The 23,592-nt window shown below is 39.1% G+C and carries 21 protein-coding genes; 13 read left to right on the forward strand and 8 right to left on the reverse strand.

The window, feature by feature from the left end:
• Positions 1 to 158: 158 nt before the first annotated feature.
• A complete protein-coding gene (gene glpK / locus JN080_RS14565) occupies positions 159 to 1,649 on the reverse strand; it encodes a glycerol kinase GlpK (protein WP_256236739.1) in 1,491 nt (496 codons plus the stop codon).
• Positions 1,650 to 1,902: 253 nt separating this feature from the next.
• Here glpK and JN080_RS14570 point away from each other — a divergent pair, with 253 nt between their 5' ends.
• The 11 genes from JN080_RS14570 (at position 1,903) to JN080_RS14620 (ending at position 13,758) form a co-directional block, all read left to right on the forward strand.
• On the forward strand, positions 1,903 to 3,501 hold the full coding sequence (locus JN080_RS14570) for a spore germination protein (protein ID WP_256236740.1): 1,599 nt from the start codon (positions 1,903 to 1,905) through the stop codon (positions 3,499 to 3,501).
• A 26-nt stretch (positions 3,502 to 3,527) separates the two neighbouring features.
• Positions 3,528 to 4,721 (forward strand): Ger(x)C family spore germination protein, encoded by a 1,194-nt coding sequence (locus JN080_RS14575; RefSeq protein WP_256236741.1) that lies wholly within the window; start codon positions 3,528 to 3,530, stop codon positions 4,719 to 4,721.
• 6 nt (positions 4,722 to 4,727) lie between these two features.
• Complete coding sequence (locus JN080_RS14580; protein ID WP_256236742.1) at positions 4,728 to 4,961, forward strand: hypothetical protein; 234 nt, start codon at positions 4,728 to 4,730, stop codon at positions 4,959 to 4,961.
• Between the two features lie 19 nt (positions 4,962 to 4,980).
• Positions 4,981 to 6,090, forward strand: a complete 1,110-nt coding sequence (locus tag JN080_RS14585; protein WP_256236743.1) for a GerAB/ArcD/ProY family transporter — start codon at positions 4,981 to 4,983, stop codon at positions 6,088 to 6,090.
• A gap of 241 nt (positions 6,091 to 6,331) precedes the next feature.
• Positions 6,332 to 6,895, forward strand: a complete 564-nt coding sequence (locus JN080_RS14590) for a biotin transporter BioY (protein WP_256236744.1) — start codon at positions 6,332 to 6,334, stop codon at positions 6,893 to 6,895.
• Positions 6,896 to 6,928: 33 nt separating this feature from the next.
• Complete coding sequence (locus tag JN080_RS14595; RefSeq protein ID WP_256236745.1) at positions 6,929 to 8,389, forward strand: AMP-binding protein; 1,461 nt, start codon at positions 6,929 to 6,931, stop codon at positions 8,387 to 8,389.
• Positions 8,385 to 9,482: an acetyl-CoA C-acyltransferase gene (locus tag JN080_RS14600; protein WP_256236830.1), complete on the forward strand. Its 1,098-nt coding sequence runs from the start codon at positions 8,385 to 8,387 to the stop codon at positions 9,480 to 9,482. The genes JN080_RS14595 and JN080_RS14600 overlap by 5 nt, the downstream gene beginning before the upstream one ends.
• A 498-nt stretch (positions 9,483 to 9,980) precedes the next feature.
• Complete coding sequence (locus JN080_RS14605; protein WP_256236746.1) at positions 9,981 to 10,904, forward strand: AEC family transporter; 924 nt, start codon at positions 9,981 to 9,983, stop codon at positions 10,902 to 10,904.
• A gap of 296 nt (positions 10,905 to 11,200) precedes the next feature.
• Positions 11,201 to 12,097, forward strand: coding sequence for a cidABC operon transcriptional activator CidR (cidR, locus tag JN080_RS14610; RefSeq protein ID WP_256236747.1), 897 nt, complete (start codon positions 11,201 to 11,203; stop codon positions 12,095 to 12,097).
• 445 nt (positions 12,098 to 12,542) lie between these two features.
• Positions 12,543 to 12,914, forward strand: a complete 372-nt coding sequence (locus tag JN080_RS14615; protein WP_256236748.1) for a hypothetical protein — start codon at positions 12,543 to 12,545, stop codon at positions 12,912 to 12,914.
• 313 nt (positions 12,915 to 13,227) lie between these two features.
• The gene (locus JN080_RS14620) at positions 13,228 to 13,758 is read left to right on the forward strand and encodes a phosphatase PAP2 family protein (protein ID WP_256236749.1); all 531 of its coding nucleotides are present in this window, start codon (positions 13,228 to 13,230) and stop codon (positions 13,756 to 13,758) included.
• 36 nt (positions 13,759 to 13,794) lie between these two features.
• On the opposite strand, the gene JN080_RS14625 is transcribed toward JN080_RS14620, so the two are convergent.
• The 7 genes from JN080_RS14625 to JN080_RS14655 form a co-directional block, all read right to left on the reverse strand.
• On the reverse strand, positions 13,795 to 14,448 hold the full coding sequence (locus JN080_RS14625) for a M50 family metallopeptidase (protein WP_256236750.1): 654 nt from the start codon (positions 14,446 to 14,448) through the stop codon (positions 13,795 to 13,797).
• 223 nt (positions 14,449 to 14,671) lie between these two features.
• Positions 14,672 to 15,946 carry an ammonium transporter gene (locus JN080_RS14630; RefSeq protein WP_256236751.1) on the reverse strand — a complete coding sequence of 425 codons (1,275 nt, stop codon included), beginning with the start codon at positions 15,944 to 15,946 and terminating at the stop codon, positions 14,672 to 14,674.
• Positions 15,946 to 16,356, reverse strand: a complete 411-nt coding sequence (locus tag JN080_RS14635; RefSeq protein WP_256236752.1) for a hypothetical protein — start codon at positions 16,354 to 16,356, stop codon at positions 15,946 to 15,948. The genes JN080_RS14630 and JN080_RS14635 overlap by 1 nt, the downstream gene beginning before the upstream one ends.
• A 236-nt stretch (positions 16,357 to 16,592) precedes the next feature.
• A complete protein-coding gene (locus JN080_RS14640; RefSeq protein ID WP_256236753.1) occupies positions 16,593 to 16,751 on the reverse strand; it encodes a hypothetical protein in 159 nt (52 codons plus the stop codon).
• Positions 16,752 to 16,788: 37 nt separating this feature from the next.
• A complete protein-coding gene (locus JN080_RS14645) occupies positions 16,789 to 18,849 on the reverse strand; it encodes a Na+/H+ antiporter (RefSeq protein ID WP_256236754.1) in 2,061 nt (686 codons plus the stop codon).
• 115 nt (positions 18,850 to 18,964) lie between these two features.
• Positions 18,965 to 20,635 carry a glycoside hydrolase family 13 protein gene (locus JN080_RS14650; RefSeq protein WP_256236755.1) on the reverse strand — a complete coding sequence of 557 codons (1,671 nt, stop codon included), beginning with the start codon at positions 20,633 to 20,635 and terminating at the stop codon, positions 18,965 to 18,967.
• A 13-nt stretch (positions 20,636 to 20,648) separates the two neighbouring features.
• A complete protein-coding gene (locus JN080_RS14655; protein ID WP_256236756.1) occupies positions 20,649 to 21,413 on the reverse strand; it encodes a MerR family transcriptional regulator in 765 nt (254 codons plus the stop codon).
• Positions 21,414 to 21,637: 224 nt separating this feature from the next.
• Between JN080_RS14655 and JN080_RS14660 the strand changes: the two genes are divergently transcribed.
• On the forward strand, positions 21,638 to 22,855 hold the full coding sequence (locus JN080_RS14660) for a sensor histidine kinase (protein ID WP_256236757.1): 1,218 nt from the start codon (positions 21,638 to 21,640) through the stop codon (positions 22,853 to 22,855).
• 32 nt (positions 22,856 to 22,887) lie between these two features.
• Positions 22,888 to 23,523: a response regulator gene (locus tag JN080_RS14665; RefSeq protein WP_256236758.1), complete on the forward strand. Its 636-nt coding sequence runs from the start codon at positions 22,888 to 22,890 to the stop codon at positions 23,521 to 23,523.
• Positions 23,524 to 23,592: the final 69 nt, after the last annotated feature.

Here is a 23,592-nt window from a genome sequence, read left to right on the forward strand (position 1 = left end):
CCTTGGTTCCGGCAGTCGATTTTGTCCTTCATAAAGCCGATGAAGGACAGTTTCCAGGTTTCAGCAGCCAATTCTGTCCATAATACTATCTCTTACGGATAGTTTCTTGGTCTCAGTACTCAATTTTGTCCGTAATACATCCCTTAGGCGAATAACATTTATTTAAAAGCCATAGCAGCGTTTACTGCCTTTTTCCAGCCCTGGTATAGCTTTTCCCTGTCCTCTTCACCCATCTCCGTTGTAAATGCTTGATCCATATTCCATTGCCCAGCAATTTCTTCCTGGCTTTTCCAATAGTCCACTGCTAATCCTGCTAAATAAGCCGCACCTAATGCAGTTGTTTCTTTTATTAGCGGACGTTCAACGGGCACACTTAATATGTCACTTTGGAATTGCATAAGAAGGTTATTGGCAACGGCGCCTCCATCTACTCTTAATGCTTTAAGTGAAATCCCTGAATCTGCTTCCATCGAAGTCAAGACATCTCTAGTTTGATAGGCAAGAGATTCTAAGGTTGCTCGGATAAAATGCTCCTTCGTGGTCCCGCGGGTTAAGCCAAAGACTGCACCGCGGACATCACTATCCCAATAGGGTGTTCCGAGCCCAACAAATGCCGGCACCACATAAACGCCGTCTGTTGAAGCCACTCTAGCAGCATATTTCTCACTATCTGCTGCATTTGTAAACATTCGAAGTCCATCCCGAAGCCATTGGATCGCAGACCCGGCTACAAAAATACTTCCTTCTAATGCATATTCAACTTTCCCGTTAATCCCCCAGGCAATCGTGGTTAATAAACCATGCTTTGATTTTACAGCTTGTTCACCAGTATTCATTAACATAAAGCAACCGGTTCCGTAAGTGTTTTTTGCCATTCCTTTTTCATAGCAGGCCTGACCGAATAATGCTGCTTGCTGGTCACCTGCAATGCCGGCAATTGGAACATTACTGCCAAAAAAGTGATATTCCGCAGTCACAGCGTAAACCTCAGAAGATGAACGGACTTCTGGAAGCATCGCAGCCGGAACAGTAAGAATTTTCAATAACTCTTCATCCCATTTTAGGTCGTGAATATTAAACATCAAGGTTCTGGATGCATTAGAGTAATCAGTAACATGGGCTTTTCCACCAGAAAGCTTCCAAATGAGCCATGTATCAATTGTTCCAAATAGCAATCCCCCACGCTCTGCCTTTTCTCTCGCCCCTTCCACATGATCTAACATCCACTTCACTTTTGTTCCCGAGAAATAAGCATCAATTAATAATCCTGTTTTATCTCGAAATAATTGGTCATACCCTTTTGCTTTTAATTCCTCGCATATTTCTGCCGTTTGCCGGGATTGCCAAACAATCGCATGATAAATTGGCTGACCTGTTTCTTTGTCCCAAATGACCGCCGTTTCACGCTGGTTAGTAATTCCTATTCCCACTACCTGCTCCGGTTTTACATTAGCCTCTGCTAAACAGGCAGCAATAACAGCTAAAATCGAACCCCAAATTTCATTTGCATTATGTTCTACCCAGCCTGGTTTAGGAAAATATTGTGTGAATTCCTTTTGAGAAATATGGACAATTTCTCCTTTTTTATTAAAAAGGATCGCACGTGAACTTGTGGTACCCTGATCCAATGATAAGATGTATCTTTCCATGAAAGAACACTCCTCTTAACTAAGAATATGCCCATCTGTTAATTTATTTGCTCCTATCGCTAATATACCTAAAACCAGAAGAATTGTAACAACATTTTCGCTCATTACGGTTCAAAGTCTAGAAGGTACCTGTCAATAAAAAATTAAATCAGATGGATAATTTACCATATTTTGCGGATTATATAGGAAAAGCGCAAGCGTCCGAATTGTGAAGTCCTATTCCCTAACAAATTTATGATCTAGGTGATTAACAATGAAATCACGGATACCTATTAAATTAAGGAAATTACTAAAAGATAAACAGTCAGAAAGCCAAAACCAATTTTCGCAGACACAAACGGAAAACCAAATTTTCTCAGATCTTAAAACGAATCTTGACTTGATCAAAGAGGAGTTAGGAAATAGTTCAGACATTACGACAAGGGAATTCCAGGCAGGTGAAAATGGAGAATTAAAATTAGCCATTATTTTTACGGAAGGATTAACTAACACAGATGCAGTTCAGAATTTTATTCTTGACATACTTATGGAAAAAATTAGATTTGCCAATATAGGTCCAAATGTTGTCAATTCCCTAAATTGGTACGATGTTATAAAATCAATTTCTCTTCCTGTAGGGTCTTTGCAGGAAATAAGTGATTTTCAAAAGCTATATTTCCACCTATTATCTGGGGATACAATCCTATTAATTGATGGATATCCAAAAGGTCTTGCAGTTAGTTTAAAAGGTTGGGCGGACCGCGGTGTTCAGGAACCATCCGCACAGACGGTTGTCAGAGGACCAAAAGATGGGTTCTCAGAGACACTAAGAACGAATACAGCTTTAATACGGCGCAGAATAAGAGATCCGAATCTTAGACTAGAAACAAAACAAATCGGAAAAAGGACTCAAACAGATGTTAGCATTATGTACCTTAAAGGAGTTGCCAACGAGAAAACGGTCGCAGAAGTACAAAGTCGGTTAAATAAAATCAACATTGATGCGATCCTTGAAAGCGGATATATTGAAGAGCTCATTCAGGATGAAGTTTTCACTCCATTTCCAACTATTCTTAATAGTGAACGTCCTGATGCTGTGTCTGCTGCGATTTTAGAAGGGAGGATTGCTATTCTTGTTGATGGGACCCCCTATGTCCTTATCGTTCCTGCTCTTTTTGTCCATTTTTTCCAATCCAGTGAAGATTACTATCAACGCGCGGATATTGGGACATTAATTCGTCTCCTCCGCTATCTTGCTTTTTTCCTTGCCTTGCTGTCACCGTCAGCCTATATCGCCATTACCACCTTTCATCAAGAAATGCTGCCGACGCCTTTGCTCATAAGTTTGGCTGCGCAACGAGAAGGGGTTCCATTTCCAGCTCTTGTTGAGGCGCTAATAATGGAGTTGACTTTTGAAATCCTGCGTGAAGCGGGTTTGAGGATGCCGAGAGCAATTGGTTCATCTATTTCGATCGTTGGGGCATTAGTAATTGGACAAGCGGCTGTTGAAGCTGGGATTGTGTCTCCGATGATGGTCATTGTCGTTTCCATAACAGCACTTTGTAGTTTTATTTTTCCTGCCTACAGTATGTCCATTTCGATTCGAATGCTCCGTTTCTTGTTTATGATTCTAGCAGCTACGTTTGGATTATTTGGGATTATCTTAGGGTTAATTGTGATGGTTCTTCATTTAAACAGCTTACGGTCATTTGGAATCCCCTATATGGCTCCAAATGCACCATTTATATTAAAGGATCAAAAGGATAATATCATTCGACTTCCCCACTGGGCTTTATCTACTCGGCCCCGACTGATTAATCAAAAGGATACAAGAAAAGAAGACTCAGCTGCTCCAAAACCGCCGACTAAATAATGGGAGCTTTTAAAAGAGGGATTAAAATGAACAAAGTAATAAGTATCTTCCTTATGCTCCTTATCCTAATCAGTTTACTAACTGGGTGCTGGAGCAGTAAAGAGCTGAATGAACTCTCAATCGTGACTGCATTAGGAATTGATAAAACAGAGAATGGCTATCTTTTGTCCGCCCAAGTGATTAATCCCGGAGAGATTGCCGGGAAAACTAGTTCCGGACGTACGGAAGTGATTAGATTTATGAAAAGCGGGTCGACCATTTTTGAAGCCATTAGAAAACTGGCAACTGATTCACCAAGAGAAATTTATGTATCCCATCTTCGTGTAGTTGTCTTTGGAGAGAAACTGGCTAAAGAAGGAATTGGAAAAACTCTGGATCTTCTTTCCCGGGACCATGAAATGCGTTCGGATTTCTATATGATGGTCGCAAAGGGATCTACTGCTTACGATATTCTTAATGTCATGACACATCAAGAAAAATTGCCGGCAAATAAACTTTTTAACGCATTAGATAATTCAGATAAAAAATGGGGACCGACAACAGCAGTCACCTTAGATGAGTTAATAAACAACCTTGTCAGCAAAGGGAAAGAACCTATATTAACGGGAGTTTACGTCTATGGCAACCCTGAATATGGCAGTGACTTCAAAAATGTACAGAATATCTCTCCAAAGACTGGCTTAAGAATTGACTCTATAGGTGTATTTAAAAAAGATAAACTCATAGGATGGCTAAATGTTAAGGAAAGCAGTGGTTTTAACTATATTATCGATAAAGTGTCAAGTACAGCAACAAATGTGCCATGTGAGGACGGAAAATTAGCGATTGAAACCATTCGTTCAAAAACCAAAGTAAAGGGAAAAGTGGAACAGGGGAAACCGAAAATTACTATTTCTGTCTTCTCAGAGGGAAATGTCGGCGACGTTGAGTGCACAATCGATGTATCTAAGCCGGAAAACATCAAAAAATTAGAAGAAAAATACCAAAGCGAGATTAAAGACAAAATTGAAGGAGCAATAAAAAAGGTTCAAAAGGATTATAAAAGCGATATCTTTGGTTTTGGTGAGGTGATTCACCGAGCGGATCCTAAAGCCTGGAAACGCCTTGAACCAAATTGGGAGCAAGAATTTGAAAACATAGAAGTATCCGTTAAGGTGAATGCAAAGATTCGCCGTTTAGGAACGATTACAAAATCCTTTCAAAAAGAAATCGGGGAGTAATGAACAATGTGGGCAATCCTGGCAATTTTAGTTATCGGGGCTGTTATTTCTTTATTTGAAATACCTCCCCTCATGAAAAAAAAATGGTGGAGAGAAATCATTGTTTTCTTCCTGCTGCTTTCAGCAGGTCTAACGTTGAGTGTTCTATTAAGCCTGAATGTACCAATTCCATCTCCTATTGACTTAATTATAAAGATTTATAGTCCCGTAACAATTTTCATTGAACGAATTCTCTCATAGAGAGGTGGATGATTAAAGTATGCTCGAAAAAGGAAAAATTAATTCTGGTGAATTTCTAATAATGGTGACCACATTTACAATCGGGAGTGCCATACTTGTTGCCCCGGCACCACTTGCAGTAACAGCAAAACAGGATGCCTGGATTGCTGCTATTTTTACCCTTCTGATTACTTTTTTGTTTATTTTCTCCTTTAACCAATTAGCATCCCTTTATCCATCTATGACGTATGTTGAGTACAATGAAAAAATATTAGGAAAATGGATGGGCAAACTTGCATCCCTGCCCTATCTTTTTTATGTTTACGTCATTGCTAGTGGACAGGTTAGAGATTTAGGGGATTTTTTGACAACTGAAATATTAGTTGACACACCCGTGCAAATGATAATGATTATATTTGTATTTGCGAGCTTAATTGGTGTTCGGTTAGGTCTAGAAGTCATCTGCCGTTCGGTGGTAATCTTTTTTCCATGGATTGTCATTCTGCTTCTAGTATTAATCTTGTTTCTAATCCCTCAAATAAAGATTGAAAATATTCAGCCTATTTTCGAAGAAGGTCTGAAACCAGTTATAAAAGGTTCATACGGGAATTTGGGAAACCCTTTGCAGCTCGGCATTTTACTGATGATTATACCGTATGTTACGAACAAGGCTGAGATGCAGAAATCCTTTTATAAAGGATTTTTAATTGGAGCCATTATCATAACAATTGTGATTGCTTTGAGCATTTTCGTTTTAGGTGTCAATTTGACTGCAAGACAATCCTATCCTTCGTATATGTTAGGAAAAAAAATAATTATAGGAACCATTATCCAAAGAGTAGAAGTCACAGTTGCTATTATTTGGATGCTGACATTGTATTTTAAGATAACCATTTGTTATTACGGACTTTCGCTTGGGGTAGCTCAGCTTTTTGACTTAAAAAGCTACAAAATCCTTACCTTTCCATTGGCGTTTTTAATTATAACTTTTGCCATTTTTATGAGTCCAAATATTGCCCATATTCATCTATTCATTAAAACAACGTTAACATCTTATTCCCTAACTATTTGTTTTATTCTTCCGTTGTTATTGTTGGTTATTGGGAAAATGAGAGTAAAGAGTTCTGCTTCCAAAGCCCACAAACTCTAGCAAAAAACCCACTTCAAAATAGCGCTGTAAAAAGGAGGATTGCTATCATTGATCCAAAGTAAAATACAACCGATTCAGCTTTTTGTCCTTGTTTTTATTTGAAATCGAAAGCTCTCTGGTAGTGGGATTAGGATTAGATATATGTTAACTAAAAAAAAATATAGTTGACATATATGTCATTAGCAAATAAAATGAAAATTATAAAAATAGTTATTTATCTTTTAAACAATGGAGGGAAATTATGAAGGTCTTAGATATTACATATATCGCCTTATTTGCAGCGATTATGGGGGCAATGGGCTTGGTTCCGCCAATTATGCTTTCGTTTACACCTGTTCCGATCGTTCTACAGACACTAGGGGTTCTTCTTGCCGGTACCGTATTAGGCGCAAAGCGCGGGGCACTCTCAATGGTGGTTTTCTTATTGATTGTCGCTGCTGGCATTCCACTTTTATCCGGAGGTCGGGGTGGACTCAGTGTTTTTGTTGGACCTAGTGCCGGTTACCTGCTTTCTTACCCGATTACTGCAGGCTGCGTAGGATTTCTGGTATCTCGTTTTCGCAATTTAAAGTTAAGGAATATTTTATTGGTTAATCTTACTGTAGGGATTTTCTTAATCTACTTAATCGGAGTTCCTGTTCAGGCATTTGTAATGAACATTCCAGTTCTTCAGGCTGCCAAACTCTCTCTTGTCTACATCCCTGGAGATGCTATAAAGGCAATTCTCGCTTCCTATTTAGCTTACAGACTACTAAAATCACCAGTTTCTTTTCAAAAAATAGCTAAACACGCTGAGACACAATGATGTGTCTCTTTTTTCTAGAAAGGGGAGTTCACCATGGCTGGCATTACGGAAACATACGCAGTAAATAAGGTCCATTTTCCTAATAAGATCGCGATTCAAACACCTACTGAACAAATAAACTATCAAACATGGTATGAACTTGTTTGTAAAACAGCAAATTGGCTGGATTCCCTTCATGTTACCCGGAAAACGATTGGAATTCTACTGCCCAATGGAATCCCTTTTCTTCAGCTTTTTGCAGGTGCCTCAATGGCGGGCTGGATTGCTGTTCCCTTTGACCCTAAATGGACTGAAGGCGAGTTACAAAAACGGCTAAGCCTTTCCCGTCCATCCGTTTTTGTTACAGTAAACGAAGTGTTCCAGCAAGTAAGTCACATTGATTCATCAATGATAATTTGGGATAATTGCTTAGCGAAAATCAACCAATTCCCAGTGGAACGGGCACAACTTTTTGTAGGGAATCTCCCCTTTTATATGGGTTTTACCTCTGGCACCACTGGAGAACCAAAAGGATTTATTCGTTCTCAAGCTTCTTGGACCGCCAGCTTTGACTGCAATCAGGTTGATTTTCAGATCAGTAATCAGGATATAGCTCTTATTCCTGGATCCCTCATTTATTCTCATTTCCTTTATGGAGCGATCAGCACATTATATCTTGGGGGCACTGTATTTCTGCTTGAAAAGTTTTCCCCTTTGCAAACTTTGGATATCATTGAAACACAGCCGATTACCGTTGTGTATTTAGTACCTACGATGATTGCTGCCCTACTTGCGGAAAACCACATCACGGACAAACCTGTAAAGTTTCTTTCTTCCGGGGCCAAATGGGAAGAACATTCAAAAAAGCAGATTCGAAAGCTGTTTCCAAACTTGTCGATGTATGAATTTTACGGAGCGAGTGAGCTCAGCTTTGTCACTGTATCGTCTGATCATGACTCTTATCAGAAACCTGGATCAGTTGGAAAGCCATGCCACAATGTTGAAATTCAAATTCGTCTTGCGGATTCTGTGCTGGCAAAGCCTAATGAAACCGGAAAGATCTATGTGAAAAGCGATATGGTATTTATCGGATACCTAACAGATGAATCGATACAATCGATTGAGGATGAAAATGGCTGGGTCACGGTTCACGATATGGGCTATATCGATGATGATGGCTTCCTTTATATAAAAGGGAGAGAAAAGAATATGATTTTGTATGGGGGCATCAATGTGTTTCCCGAAGAAATTGAAAAGGTCCTCTCCACTCATCCCGATGTAGAAGAAGCCGCAGTGATCGGCCTCTATGATTCTTACTGGGGACAAATCGTCACAGCTGTTGTTAAGGGAACAGCTTCTCGTCTAGACCTAAAAAGAGTTTGCAGGCAGAATCTTGCCTCCTATAAAGTGCCTCGTAAATGGGTTTTCGTTGAGGAATTGCCATATACATCAAGCGGAAAAATTGCTCGTGCAAAGCTGAAAGAGTTGATAGAAAGTAAGGTGGAGAGCCATTAGAAACGCAGTAATTGTCCAAACAAAACGAACACCGATTGGTAAAAAGAATGGCATGTTTCGAAATCTATCACCATATGAGCTGGCCGCCCCCATCCTCCGGCATTTGGCAGATGGTATTGAAGGGAACATTGATGATGTAATTCTTGGTAATGTAACAGGACCAGGGGGAAACGTAGCCCGAGTTTCTGTATTAGAAGCGGGACTTCCACTATCTGTTCCCGGATTAACACTCGATCGACAATGCAGTGCCGGGCTTGAAGCAATCAGACTGGCTTGTCACCTTATTCAGGGTAGTGCCGGCAAGTGTTACATTGCCGGCGGGGTTGAAAGTACGAGCACCTCGCCTTTTCCAGCGCGGGCCCGATTCTCTCCGGACAAAATTGGAGATCCCGATATGGGCGTGGCAGCTGAATGTGTCGCTCAAAAATTTCGAATCTCAAAGGACAAACAGGATGAATACGCACTAGTAAGCTATCAACGCAGCTGGGAAGCCTTTAAAAGTGCGTATTTCGCGGAAGAAATCATCCCGATTGATCAGTGGAAAATTGACGAGGAATTTATCAGAGAGCGGAATATTGAAGCCCTTTTAAAACGTGCGAAGCCGCTTTTTTTAAAAGAAAATGGCACTGTCACGGCCGCAAACAGCTGCGGTATTCACGATGGTGCTTCTGCTGCTTTAGTAATGGAAGAAGAAACAGCCCGTCAGCTCGGTTTTAAGCCGATCCTGCGGTTTGTCGACAGCCAGGTACTAGGAGTGGAGCCTTCTCTGCCCGGATTCGCTCCTGTACCAACCATCCAAGAATTATTGAAAAGAAATAACGTATCAGTGGAAGACATTGATTTGATTGAAATAAATGAGGCCTTCGCTTCTAAAATCATTGCCTGCGCCCAAGAGCTTTCGATACCGTTTGAAAAACTGAATGTATCCGGTGGTGCGTTAACGATCGGTCATCCGTACGGAGCCTCTGGTTCTATTCTCGTTACGAGACTATTCTATGAGGTCCAACGACGCAAGGAGGCAAAATATGTGCTTGCTGCAATCGGCAGCGGTGGCGGAATTGGGGTTGCAGTGCTGTTTGAAGCTGTTAAGTGAAGCAGAGAGAAAAATAGAGTAAAAGAAAGAAAAACTAAGAAAAAGACATACTTTACACGTTTTCATAGATAATGTTCACGTTTTCTTCACAAATGTTGTCGTTTTCAACGACTTTGTGAAAATAACCCCTTTGTATGATAATAAGAGTATCAAATAAGACGATAATAAAACGATCAATCAGGGGGAAAACAAAATGAAAAAACTAATTGAAACAGTAGTCGAGAAAATTGAAAAGCTTTATGGTGAGTTTGTACCATTCATCTAATATAATTACCAACGCAAACCAATTCACAATGATGTGAATTGGTTTTTTTTGCTTACAATTAAATTTATTAATCAAACGTATGATTAATAAGTTTTCTACCTTCCTTTTACCTATGGCCGACAAATAACAGCTAGAAATTGGTTTACTGCCTATTTTTTTCAAATTTTCTCTTAATAATTTTTATCTTATAAGCTATAGTTTAAAAAAGATAAAGATAGAAAGGGAGACTATGTATGATTCAAACTGTTTTTTCAACTTTATTTCAAGTCATTGTGCCACTATCCATACCTGTCATTATTGGAGCACTGCTCGGTCGGTACAAGAACCTTGAAACAAAACCCTTATTAACCATATCATTATACTATTTAAGCCCTGCTCTTATTCTCGATACCTTAACTACAGCCAAAGTCTCTCACAGTGATGTCTATATGACGCTTGCTTTTTCTCTGTTGAATTTATTATTCCTATGGGCAATTGCGAATCTTTTAGGAAAACTATTAAAATTGTCTTCACCTGAGATTTCCGGGCTGACGCTCGTTTCTTCTTTCACGAACAGTGTCAACTATGGACTCCCACTCATTTTGCTCGCTTTTGGAAAGCTCGGCTTAGATAAAGCATCCATTTATGTTATTACGCAAATGGTAATCGTCAATACAATCGGCGTCTACTTTGCAGCGCGCTCCCAGTTCAATGTAAAAAGCGCCATCAAATCTGTCTTCTCTTTACCGGCTATCTACGCTGCCATACTAGCACTAATTCTTCGTACCCTTGACCTTCCCTTACCTAGTGGAGTTGCTAAGGGTATATCAATGATTGCAAACGCCTACTCACCTGTTGTTTTAGCCATTTTAGGAGCACAAATGGTGAGCGTGAAAGTTTCCAAGTTAGACCAAAAAGTTCAAGCATCCTTTTGGGCAGGTTTGTCTGTACGTTTGCTCCTATCACCATTTATCGCTTTAATCTGTCTTTCAATCTTACATATCAAAGGAATCGTGCATTCTGTTCTTTTTATTTTGTCGTGTATGCCAGTCGCGGTTAATGCCGTTATTTTAGCTGAAAAATTTAATGCGTCATCAAAAATGGTATCAAAATGCATCCTTTGGACAACACTTATATCTTTTATCGTCTTGCCGTTCCTAATTGCATTCGTAAAGTGAAATCCGGCGCCATCTATATTTGGATGGCGCCTTTTTCATAGATGTCATCCATATCTTTCAACCTAGGACAGATTATTTTCATTAGTACAGAATATGCTGTATTATAACATTGAATCCATCCTTTACGATGATCTTTTATAAACAGGCAAACCTACTACTAGTTCCGTTGGAAGATTAAGAATCTTCAGTATCGTTTGTCATCACAAGAAAATACAATTACTAAAAAGAGCTTTTAAGCTGGAGGGAAAAGGATAGGATCATATTTCCTACAACTAATCAAAAGCAGGTGTACGACAGTGGATATCAAACATTTACAATATTTTATTGCGGTGACAAATTTTAATAGCTTTTCCCGTGCGGCAGATCATTTATTTATTACACAGCCAACGATTAGTAAAATGATTAAAAACCTTGAGGAAGAGTTGGGTGTTTCACTTTTTGATCGGTCTCGAAAGCAGGTTACCTTAACGGATGCTGGACGGATTATATTGGAGCAGGCAAAATTAATTGACAAAGCCTTCAAAAATTTAGAAATGGGATTAGACGATCTGTTAGGACTAAAAAAAGGTCATATTCGAATTGGCTTACCCCCTATTTTTGATGCACACCTTTTTCTCAAAATCATGGGAAGCTTTCATGAAAAGTATCCTGGGATTACTTATCAAATCGTTGAGGATGGGTCAAAGAAAATCGAAGATGACGTAAATAAAAATCTACTTGATGTCGGTGTTATCGTTCTTCCTACCAAGGATGATATCTTTGAGCATTTTTCATTTATGGAAGAAGACCTAAAGCTAATCCTTCATTCTTCCCATCCGTTAGCAAATAGGAAAGAGGTTAACTTGACTGAACTGGCAAATGAATCGTTTATTTTATTAAATAAAGACTTTGTTCTAAACGACCTGATTATTTCTGCATGTAACAGTGTAGGCTTCTGCCCTCACACGATTTCAGAATGCTCGCAACGCACCTTTATAGAAGAAATGGTTGCTAGTAAACTTGGAATCTCTCTTTTACCAGAAAGCATTTGCAGGCAATTAACCAGCAACGTGAAGTCGATTAAAGTAGTCAACCCTTCGATCAATTGGAAACTTGCAATTATTTGGGGGAAAAATCAGTATCTTTCCTATGCTGCAAATGAATGGCTGCAATTTACAAAAAAAGAACTTTCCATAGAGCTTCAAAAGGCTTAATCCTTTCAAATTAACAAGTAGATAGCCATTTGTCGAAAGCGCTTCTTTAAAAAGAAACGTTTTTGTCGAAATAAAAGACCTTTATTTCACATGGCTGAAAACACTTTCATAGATAATAACTATATGTAAGATAAAATAAAACCATTTTACTTTCGACAAAACCGGTCATACACTTGGATTACTAGGAAAAACTTAATAGAATTTGAATCGAAAGTGTTATTTTAGAGTTTAAAAGGAAAGGAAGTAACGAAAGATCTATGGTCAGGTTTATGTAGCAGCTATCGAACCTTATAAGTCTTTATGTCATTAATTGTCGGAATATTAGTCAAAAGGGCAGAAATCCTATATTAATCGATACATCCAAGCTTCCTTGGTTATAACGTGTAAATGAATGAGTATAGTAGTTGGAAAATATATTAGAAAAATTTTAAGGGGGAAATTAAATATGGTTACTTTTACTAGTCTTAATGAATTAACAGAGTCAAGCAAAGAACTAGAGGAGCTTAAAAAGGATTATCCAGAGCTTTTTGTAAAATTTTTGGATGTGGTAAATCTCACCCGGGCCTTTCAATTTAAATATCATTACTTAGGCGCGTTACTTTTGGATAAAGATCCTGGTGAGGATAAACCTAATTTTGTATATGGATCTGTTCTCCGCCTTTATAAAAAAGAAGTTCAAAAGCTTAAAGATGATGCTGACTTCCAGGTTTTAAAACAATTTTTCATTCAAAACCAGAATAAGGATTGTACAAAAATCTGTCTCTTAGCACTAGGCACGACACCTGATTCACTTGTCGGCACTTCTTACTTTAAGTAAAAGCTGCTTTTTAAAAGGAAGGAAGAAAAATAATTCCACGTGAATCATCTTTCCCAAGATGTTCAAATATTCAAGTATTTTTCAATAATCATCCTCAATCTTACCTGATCCCAAAATGTTTACAGGGGTCAGGTATTTTTTTCATTAAAACAGTTTGGCATCTTTGACTGATCCCTGTCACCACAAAATTTTATCCGAATAAAACAATTCTTTACAATTATTTAATACTGCCGCAAAGAAAGGTTTAGATTCATGTAATAAAATGAGAGTAGAAAAAACAGAATTTTATTTTAACTTAAGGGGAAGAGAAATAATGAGAGTTCTTCAAGCCTTTTACGAATTCGAATGCCACTTGTTTCAGAATGTTAATCAGCATTTTGATAAAAAATATTTAAATTTCTTTTTTCGGACGATTACTCACTTGGGTGGAGCTTCCTTTACGATCGGCATCATGCTCATTTTACTTATCTTCTCATCTAAAGAAACAAGAATGACTGCTCTAGCAAGTGCACTTGCATTAGCATCAAGTCATTTACCTGTCCATTTTGTTAAAAAGCTTTTTCCTAGAAAAAGACCGTATATAACATTAGAAGAAACGAAGTTCCCAGCAAACCCGCTCCAGGATCACTCTTTTCCATCCGGTCACACGACAGCTTTTTTCTCAGTCATTATTCCGTTTGTATTACTTATTCCAAACCTTGCAATTGTCCTTATTCCTTTAGGAATCTGTGTAGCTATATCAAGAATATACTTAGGTCTTCATTATCCTTCAGACGTCATCGCCGGTGGTATTTTAGGGTCATTAGTTGGTTTTCTGTGCTTTTATCTAGTAATCGTTAATTAAGCTTAAGTTTCCATAACTCAATCGCAAATTCACTAACTAATAAAGCAATAACTGCATCTCTTTAAAAAGGAAATAAACGGCTTGCCCAGCAAAGATGATCCCCCACACAAACGCAGGGATAAACACGGTTAAACGTGCTAAATGTCCTGCATCACCGGAATCATCAGGCTGAGCAATGCTAAAATATAAAATAATCAGTGCGGATATAAGTGATTGCACGACGACAACAGCAGCAATAAAATAAACAAATGGCTCTTTTAACGCTGTATTAATAAACATCACATAATAGCTGATCGCTCCAAAGCTGATAGCCCAAAAAAAGCCATAAAGATTACGAATCCACAGAAAAAAGGCGACGATAAGCAGACTGCACCACCCTAAAAGGATGTAGCTGCTATAACCATTCTTTAAAGCCCAGATCATAACAAATCCGCAAAAAGACGAGAATGGGTAACCTGCAAAGGCTGTAAGATTTCGGGGCACTCGTCCTGAATGTGCTGTAACTGCAGTTCCCTCCGTATTCGCAAACAGAGAGATGGAATGAACCCTGCCGCCAAGCAAATATGCCATTAAAGCATGGCCAACTTCATGCAAGAAAGTATTAATAACTGTCACATACTTCCCTACAACAGGTATAATACCTAAAATAAAGGCTGCAAATAGATAATAAAAAAACTCATGTTTATTCATTTTCAATCCCACATCTCTTCAAAGTAATAACCAAATCTATTCCAGTGAACCAGTAAAAAGCCCCTAATTTCCTGAGTATTATATCAATTTCCCGCATTAATACTGTTATTATAATGTTAAAAATATAGTGATAAAAGTCCAAAACCAAACCAATTAAAAGAAAAGAAGCAGAATCCTAACTATTCTTAGGGTTCTGCTTCTTCCAAACTATTCAAGAAATACCTTAATTTCCCTTTTTACCATTATCAAAGTACTCTTCCAACTTGATAAATTCAGGAGAGGTGTGTGTTGCCATAATTCCGTGGTAGCTAATATCCAAACCTAGTTCCTCTTCTTCAGCAGTTGCGCGAATCGGAACCCACATTTTAATTACTTTTAGACCGACCCACGTCAGTAAAAAGCCCCATGCGCACAAGATTACTAAACCAAGAACCTGAATCCCAAGTAAGTGAAATCCTCCGCCAGTAAACACCCCGCCTTGTGTCGAGAATAGACCAACTGCAATGGTCCCCCAGACTCCTGAAACGGCATGTACTGGAAACGCGCCCACGGGATCATCAATTTTCCTAGCCTCAAGCCAGTTCGTTGCTGCCATCATTAACAAGCCAGAAACAATGCCAATAAGAATTGACGACTCATCACTAACAAATGCACAGCCTGCCGTAATTCCAACAAGTCCAGCTAAAGAACCATTAATAACAGACGGGGCATCTGAACGTCCGTAACGGAATAAAGTATAGATTAAGGTAATCGCTCCACCTGCCGCAGCCGAAAGCATGGTCACTATGGCAATATGTCCAATACGTACATCAGTTGCCTGTAAGGTACTTCCTGCATTAAAACCAAACCAGCCGAACCATAATAAAAACGCACCCACCGATGCGAGTGGAAGGTTGCTTGGGAGAGCAATCGTACTTAAACCCTCTTTCGTAAATTTCCCTTTCCTTGGTCCGATCAGTATTGCCGCGGCCAGTGCTGAAAAACCGCCTAATGCGTGGATGACTGCTGACCCGGAAAAATCCTCAAACCCCAACTTCTGCAGCCAGCCGCCTCCCCACACCCAATGGCCTGCAATCGGGTAGATGAACATTGTCATGAGGATTACATATAGGAGGTAGGCACGAAAGTTTATTCTTTCCGCAACTGCCCCTGAAACAATGGAAATAACAGCGATAACGAACGCTCCTTGGAATAGCCAAAATGTATCTTTAGAAACGGAAAGATGTAGGTAAGAGAAATCTCCATGAAGCATAATGCCATTTTTTCCAATAACACCTAGATAGTCAGCTCCATACATAAGGGCAAACCCAACTAAGTAATAACATAGTGTCCCAATCGTAATATCAGCAAAAACCTTCATTATGATATTGACACTATTTTTGGATCGAACAAAGCCTGCCTCCAATAGAGCAAAGCCGCCTTCCATTAATAAGATCATCGCAGCTGTTAGAACCACCCAGATCGTATTTAAGCCGAAATTTAAGGCCTGCATGCTCATTATTTGGCCCCCTCCTTTTCTTTCCATGCTTTTATTTCTTCAATAATAAAAGGTGATAGGACAACTTGTTTTATTTCTTGATCGGCCTCTACTAAAGAAATTGTTTCATCTAATTGAGAAATCCGATTGTTTATCTTTTCAATCGTACTGAATCTTTCCTTTACGTTCACAATATATTCTACTGCCTGATGATGGCTGGGCGGACGTCCTGTGAAGAATTTTCGCATAGGTGATAACGATTGATACCACACTTCATGCGCTCTTCTTGTCTGCTCGAACTTTTTAATTTTATCCTTGAGGATATTTATTTCTTTTTGCTTATGAATCTTTATATCTTGTAAAATTTCGACTAATTGTTCTGAAGAAAACTGAAAGACAATTTGATTATAAAATTCATCCACAACAATCATGTCATATCTCCTCACATAAATTGTAACTTTAGAATGATTATATGTGTTATATTTTCTTACGTCAATATAAATAGTTATAGATTCACAGATTATTTTATTTTCAAACATAAATTTTTTATAAAAAAATGTTTCAAGAATTTAATACTTAAACCATTCCCCTATTTTTATCAAAAGATCGCATTTAATGTACTTGCCACAAATATACTTTGCTATTCAAGCGAGGGCACTGAAAAAGGTTAAAATCCAGGATAAGCGCGCCGTATATGATTTGAAAGGCACCCGATCATTCCTCTAAGGAATGCAATTTCACTTGAGGAACGATCGATTCCTTTAACAAATACGCCAATACTTCCAAATATAAGCATTGGCGTGATAATTTTATATTTTCCTTTCACAAGTACTCTCTCCCTCTGCAGGCTCCAATCAGCTTCATTATGAAAAACGGTGCCTCTCTATGTATGGCAAACTATTTTCTTCCATCCAATATGCTTCTCTTATATTGATTTGCGTCCGAAGCTTTCGGGCTACATCAATCGTGATGTTTCCTTTCTCATACAAATTTTGAACTTCATCCCTTTCTACTTGAAACGCTTTGTCTTGGAGCTCTCGTTTTAAACGGCTGAAAACTTTTGTGCCCTTTGTATTTTTCACGAGCTTGATCCCTGTAATCAGCTTATTATATTCCCCAATTACTAGATAAGAAATATGCTTATTGGTAGGCACTATTCCACCTTTCAATACTTTTATTGCTGCTTCCGCCATTTCTATTTTTAGCTGGATTAGCTTTTTCTGTTTAATCCGCCTTTTTTTGCGTAATTCCTGTTTATTCGGATTAAAGATCTGGGTTGTTCGCAGCATACTCCTTTTAAACAATGTCCAGATAACCATACCTCGATATCTCATTTGGTTCGTAACAGCTATTTCCATCCGACGAATATATTCTAGCGCAAGATAGGCGATTTCCCGCTCAATCCGTTTTTCTTTTATTAAATAGGTGATATATTGAGACTCCGCCTCAAGGGCCTTCAACCGAATTTCCGTTTCTTCTTTCTTTAACCGGTGTGAATCCTGTTCATTCCCTTTATATCTAGCTTGATTAATCCTGTGGTTATAGGTTGAGATAACAGACAAAGCTGCTTCGCGATTATTCTCATTCATTACCTCCCGAATTGCCCAAATGGCTGCTTCCTGAGATCTGTTATAGGCTGTCTTTTCCATTTCTTCTTTGTTATTTTCAACCCCTACAACATTTGGTTTAGCAATAATCGGCAAAAAAATACTCGCCCCGGCTAGGGTAACTAAAATAATCCCTGCCGCTATAAAAATAATTAAGGGCCGTTCTGGAAAAGGATCTCCATTAGCGAGCACAAATGGAATAGAAAACGCTCCAGCCAATGTTACAGCCCCTCTTACCCCAGATAGCGTTGTAATCCCGATCTCCCTCAAACTTGGCTTTGTGAATTTATTAAGCTTCAACTTCCAACTACTCCACCATGTTATCGAAATCCATACAAAGCGAAGCAAAAGCAGAGCAGAAGTTATCAACAGAATATACATGGTCACTTCAAGATTATTAAATAAAGGGTCCTTAAAGATTTGACTAAGCACCCTTGGAATTTGTAATCCGAGCACCACAAATACTAATCCATTCAAAATGTATAAAATCACAGACCAGGTATTTTTTGAGACAATTTCTAGATTGCCGGTGGGTCTCTGTTTATGATCCTGTCCGATTGAATGGACAATACCAGCGGCGACAACAGCCAAAATCCCGGATAGATGAAAATGCTCAATAAGTAAAAAGATTACGAACGGAGTAAGAATCTGAATGACCATATGAATGGTTACATCTTCAATCCCAAGCCGGCGTATAAACACTCTAAATCGAATAATAATGAAGGCAACAATCGCCCCACCAATAAAACCTCCAATCGCAATGGCTAAAAAGCTTAAGCTTGCTTCAGTTAACGAAAAAGCACCTGTTACTGTCGCAGCAACCGCAAAATTAAACGCCACTAGACCAGATGCATCATTCATTAGTCCTTCGCCTTCAAGCAAGTGCATAATATCTTTCGGCATATTTACTCTGCTTGATATGGCGCTAACAGCGACAACATCCGTTGGTGATAGAATAGCCGCCAAGGCAAATGCTGCTGGTAAAGGAATGGCTGGAATGATCCAATAGATGAAGTAACCAATCGTTATTACCGTAAGAAACACAAGCCCAAGTGCCAGCATTAAAATTTGTTTTCGAAATTTCCATAATGCAGCTCTTGAAACATTTTTCCCATCATTAAAGAGTAAGGGCGCAATAAATAACACAAAAAACAACTCCGGCTCCATTTGGATTTGAATCCCTAATGGAAGAGCCGCTAGTGAAACTCCAAGTCCAATTTGAATAAGCGGCACCGGAATAAACGGTATAAAGTGATTAATGATGTTGGAAAGTCCAATAATTGCTAAAAGCAGCAATACAGCGAGAAATAACTCCATTCATTCACATTCCCCTTTTGTTTCTTTTCTATTATAGTATCCTATTCAATCGCTAATTTTAAATGGAGTGCTGAAAATGTATAAATAAATCCCCCTCGCTTGACGAGGGGGATTTTTACTCGAGGATATAGACCCTTGTTTCATAGGGCTTAAGGGTAAAATTTTCCCGTAATTTTTGATCGTTCAGGTCATAGTTATTTAAGACAAGCTGAGAAGTAGAATAGGCTAAGCTAGACGGGACCTTAAACCGGCTGGATTTTTCACTGAAATTATTGATTACAATCGCTTTCTGTTTGCCTAAACTTCGTGTGTAAACAAACAATCTCGGGTGATTGGCTGCTATCAATTCAAACGTGCCATAGACAAACACTCGATTTTCTTTTCTTAGCCGAATTAATTTTTTATAAAAGGTTAAAATAGAATCGGGGTCGTTTAATTGACTCACAACGTTGATCTTTCGATAATTTGGATTTACTCCGAGCCATGTTTGATCGGCTGTTGTAAATCCCCCCATGTTTGTTGCATCCCATTGCATCGGAGTACGGGCATTATCCCTTCCCCGCTTCCAAACTGCCTTCATAATCTCATCTTTGGAGTGGCCTTTTGCCAATTGAGCTTTGTAATAGTTGATCATTTCAACATCTTTATAATCCTCAATTGATGGGAACTGGACATTGGTCATCCCAATTTCCTGACCCTGATAAATAAACGGGGTGCCCTTCATTAAGAAATATAAGGCTCCCAGCATCTTGGCAGACTCTTTCCAAAGTTCCCTGTCATTTCCCCAAGTGGAGACCCGGCGCGGCTGATCGTGATTTTCAATAAATAAAGCATTCCAGCCTCTGCCTTCCAAGCCCGTCTGCCACTTGGCCAAAACCTTTTTTAAACCGCGGACATCGACAGTGCCCTCCGAATTCTTATCCCAGAGACCTAGAAATTCAAACTGAAAGATCATATTGAAATAGCCATTTTCTTCCCCAACCCACCGATCAGCATCATTGATGCTTACGCCGTTGGCCTCCCCCACCGTCATAATGTCGTAGTTTTTAAATGTTTTTGCAGTGAGTTCAGCAAGATACTCATCAATTCCTTCAACATTCATCATGTAGGAATAACACGGAACACAATCCAACTGCTCAGGATTAGGCATATCGGGGAAGCCCGGCTTTTTTTTAATATGGGAAATAGCATCTATCCGAAAACCATCAATTCCTTTTTCCAGCCACCAGTTTACCATGTTATATAATGTACTTCTTACCTCAGGGTTTTCCCAATTCAAATCAGGCTGGCGTTCTGAAAATAGATGCAGAAAATATTGGTCTGTTTGTTCGTCATATTTCCAAGCTGGTCCACTGAAAATGGATTCCCAATTATTCGGTTCTCGGTTCTGTTTGCCGTCCCTCCAAATGTACCAATCCCGTTTCGGATTTACTTTTGCGGAACGAGACTCAACAAACCAAGGGTGTTTATCACTTGTATGATTAAGGACTAAGTCCAAAATCAATTTCATGCCGTGCTGGTGCACTTGCTCCAACAGCTCATTAAAATCAGCCATGGTACCAAATTCTTCCATAATAGCTTGGTAATCAGAAATATCATAGCCATTATCATCATTTGGGGATTTGTACATCGGTGACAGCCAGATGACATCAATTCCTAAATTTTTTAGATAAGTTAATTTGGAGGTAACACCTTTTAAATCACCAATTCCATCCCCGTTGCTGTCCATGAAGCTTCGGGGATATACCTGGTAAACGACGCTTTCTTTCCACCATTTTTTCGTCATTTAAGCCCCTCTTTTATGATTTGATGCCAGTGAAGATCCGGATCGCGTCTCGTAGAAATTCAGCAGTTCCCGGCTGATCTTTATCGTAATAGGATTTGAACCTTTCATCAGCGACATACATCTCTGCAAGACCTGCGTGTGCTTCCTTGCTGTATTCACTCCAATAAAAGGTCAGCCATTGCTTGTGCAATTCTGCTGCTTTTTGAGCTAACTTACCTGCCGGATCACTGGTTGCGAAGGCTTGAGCCAATGTTTCCCTTACCTGCATCTCCAATTCTTTAACTTCATTATATTCTTTTTCAGTCATATTCATTAGTTTCGCATTGGATTTATCAACTGTTTCGCTGCCATATTTTTCACGGGCTTCCTTGCCAAATTTTTGTTCATTGTCAGCGATCATCTTTTTCTTAAAGCCGTCGAACTTTTCTTGATTTGACATATTCATTCTCCCTTCGGTAAAGGCAATTGTTTTTTCTACATTCGCAATTAACAAGTCTAATTGTGCCCTTTTTTCAAGGAGTTTTTCACGATGTTCCCTTAGTGCAGCCTCTCCATTAAAGGAAGGATTCATGATAATATCCTTGATGTGGTCTAAACTGACACCTAACTCTCTATAAAAAAGTATTTGCTGCAATCGATCTACTTCCTCTTGGCCATATATCCGATATCCAGATGAATTCATTCTTGCCGGCTTAAGAATTCCTATCTCATCATAATACCGGAGCGTTCTGGTGCTCACTCCTGCTAATTTTGCTAACTTCTGCACCGTGTATTCCATCTTGATAACCCCCTAAGAAAACAATACACCTTTACGTAACGTGAAGGTCAATCACTATTTTATAGTTTATTCAAAATTTATTTGAAGAAAGCGAAACTATTTTTTTAAAAATGAGGAAGCTAGTAATCTTCCAAAAATCCTATTTCATTTTTTCAAAAAATGGTAAAATATACTATGAAATCCCACAACTTTTTCCATCCACAATTAAGGAGGGAATGTAAATTTTGTTTAGACGACCTTTAAGCCTCCTGAGTTTAACCAGGGCTTTAATGTTTATTTTATTAGGATCTATTTATTATTTCATAATTGATGACAGTGAGCTTTGGCGCCGAATCTTTGTCATTACGGCAACGATTCTATTTATTGGGAACCACATACTTTCTTTTTCTGTCCAACTTAAAGCCTATCAAACATGGTTCATTGCCCTTGATTTAGGGTTAACTGCCTGCTTTGGCTTCTTCTTTGCCGGCCAATCGAATTTGTACTTAATCATGTTTGGAATACTGGCCGTTAGTTTATTTATTATGACGGATAAAAGAAAGGTCCTATATTCCTACATCCTTTTGTTTTTTCTGCTTTGGGGCTCCATTTTATATTTCACTTTTATTAAAACAAATCAATTTAATTTTGCCGATAACATGGTCAATTTTATGTTTATTGTTTTTTGCGCGGTTGTCGGCGGACTGATCCACAGGCTCCAAGTAGCCCGGGAAAAGGCCGCTTACCAATACGAACTTCTAAGTAATTCCCATCAAGAACTGTCTGACGTACACGAACAGCTCAGATCCTATTCAAAACAAGTGGAGGAATTAACCGTCATCCGTGAACGAAACCAAATAGCCAGAGAAATTCATGATACGGTCGGTCATAAAATGACAGCTTTGATTGTGCAACTGCAAGTAGCCCGGGAATTGATGCCGCTCGATTTAGAGAAAAGTAAGGAAACCATTAAAAATTGCGAGGGACTGACCAGAGCTGCCTTAGGCGATATTCGGACCTCTGTCAGGGCATTGCGTGAGGATGACGGTGTCAGCACTACCTTTTTAACAACACTCCAAACTTTACTAAAAGAGTTTTCACAAATGACAGAGCTTGAGGTGTCTTTAGAAATAGCCGGGGACCCCATTAATACTCCGACTTCCATCCAGCCCGCCATTATCCGTGTCATTCAAGAGTCGCTTACCAATTCTAAAAAGCATGGAAATGCGACCAAATGCCATGTCAGCATTAATTGCCAGCCCGATTTTATCCAATTGGCTATTGATGATAACGGAACCGGAGTTACACAGGTACAGCCAAGTTTTGGGCTTATCAATATGCGCGAACGCGTAATAGAGCATGGGGGATCTATCCAATATGAAAGTAATGCCGGTCAAGGTTTTCGCGTAAATGTGGGGTTTCCATTAAAGCAATTTCGCTGGAGTATGAGGGGGACACAATGATTAATATTCTTATCGCAGATGATTAAGAACTAATGAGAGACGGATTGGCAACGATTTTAAACCTACGGCCGGAAATCAATGTGGTCGGAACGGCAAAGGACGGAAAAGAAGCTTTTGAAATGGCCAAAGAACTGGGGACCGATATTGTCTTAATGGATATTCGCATGCCAAATACAAATGGAGTAGAGGGCACAAAGCTGATCCGCGAACAGCTGCCGAATGTAAAGGTGTTAATGTTAACGACGTTTAAAGATAGCGAGCTTATTTTTGAAGCATTGAAGGAAGGGGCCAGTGGTTACCTCCTCAAGGATATGGCCACTGATACCATTGTCCAAGCGATCATGACGGTTCACTCCGGTGGAATGGTTTTACCTCCTGATTTAACAACACAAGTGTTAAGAGAGTTAAAAAGGACACACGTACCGGAATCTCCAAAGAATTTCGATCAACCTCCATCCAGCTTCAAGGAATTAACCGAACGGGAGTTAGAAGTTTTAGTGCAATTAGGTCATGGATGCAGCAATAAAGAAATTGCCGATAAACTTTTTATTACCGAAGGAACGGTAAAAAATCATGTATCCAACATCATTAGCAAATTAGAACTAAGAGACCGCACGCAGGCAGCAATCTTCGCCGTCCGATATGGAATCACCACTTTTGAGACATGACTTTTAGCACATTCATAGATAACAGGACGACTAATAAATAGTCGTCCTGTTTTTTTAGATTCTATCGCA

Source organism: Bacillus sp. EB600, from assembly GCF_024494385.1.
In the GTDB taxonomy this organism is placed as follows: Bacteria; Bacillota; Bacilli; order Bacillales; family Cytobacillaceae; genus JAEVLT01.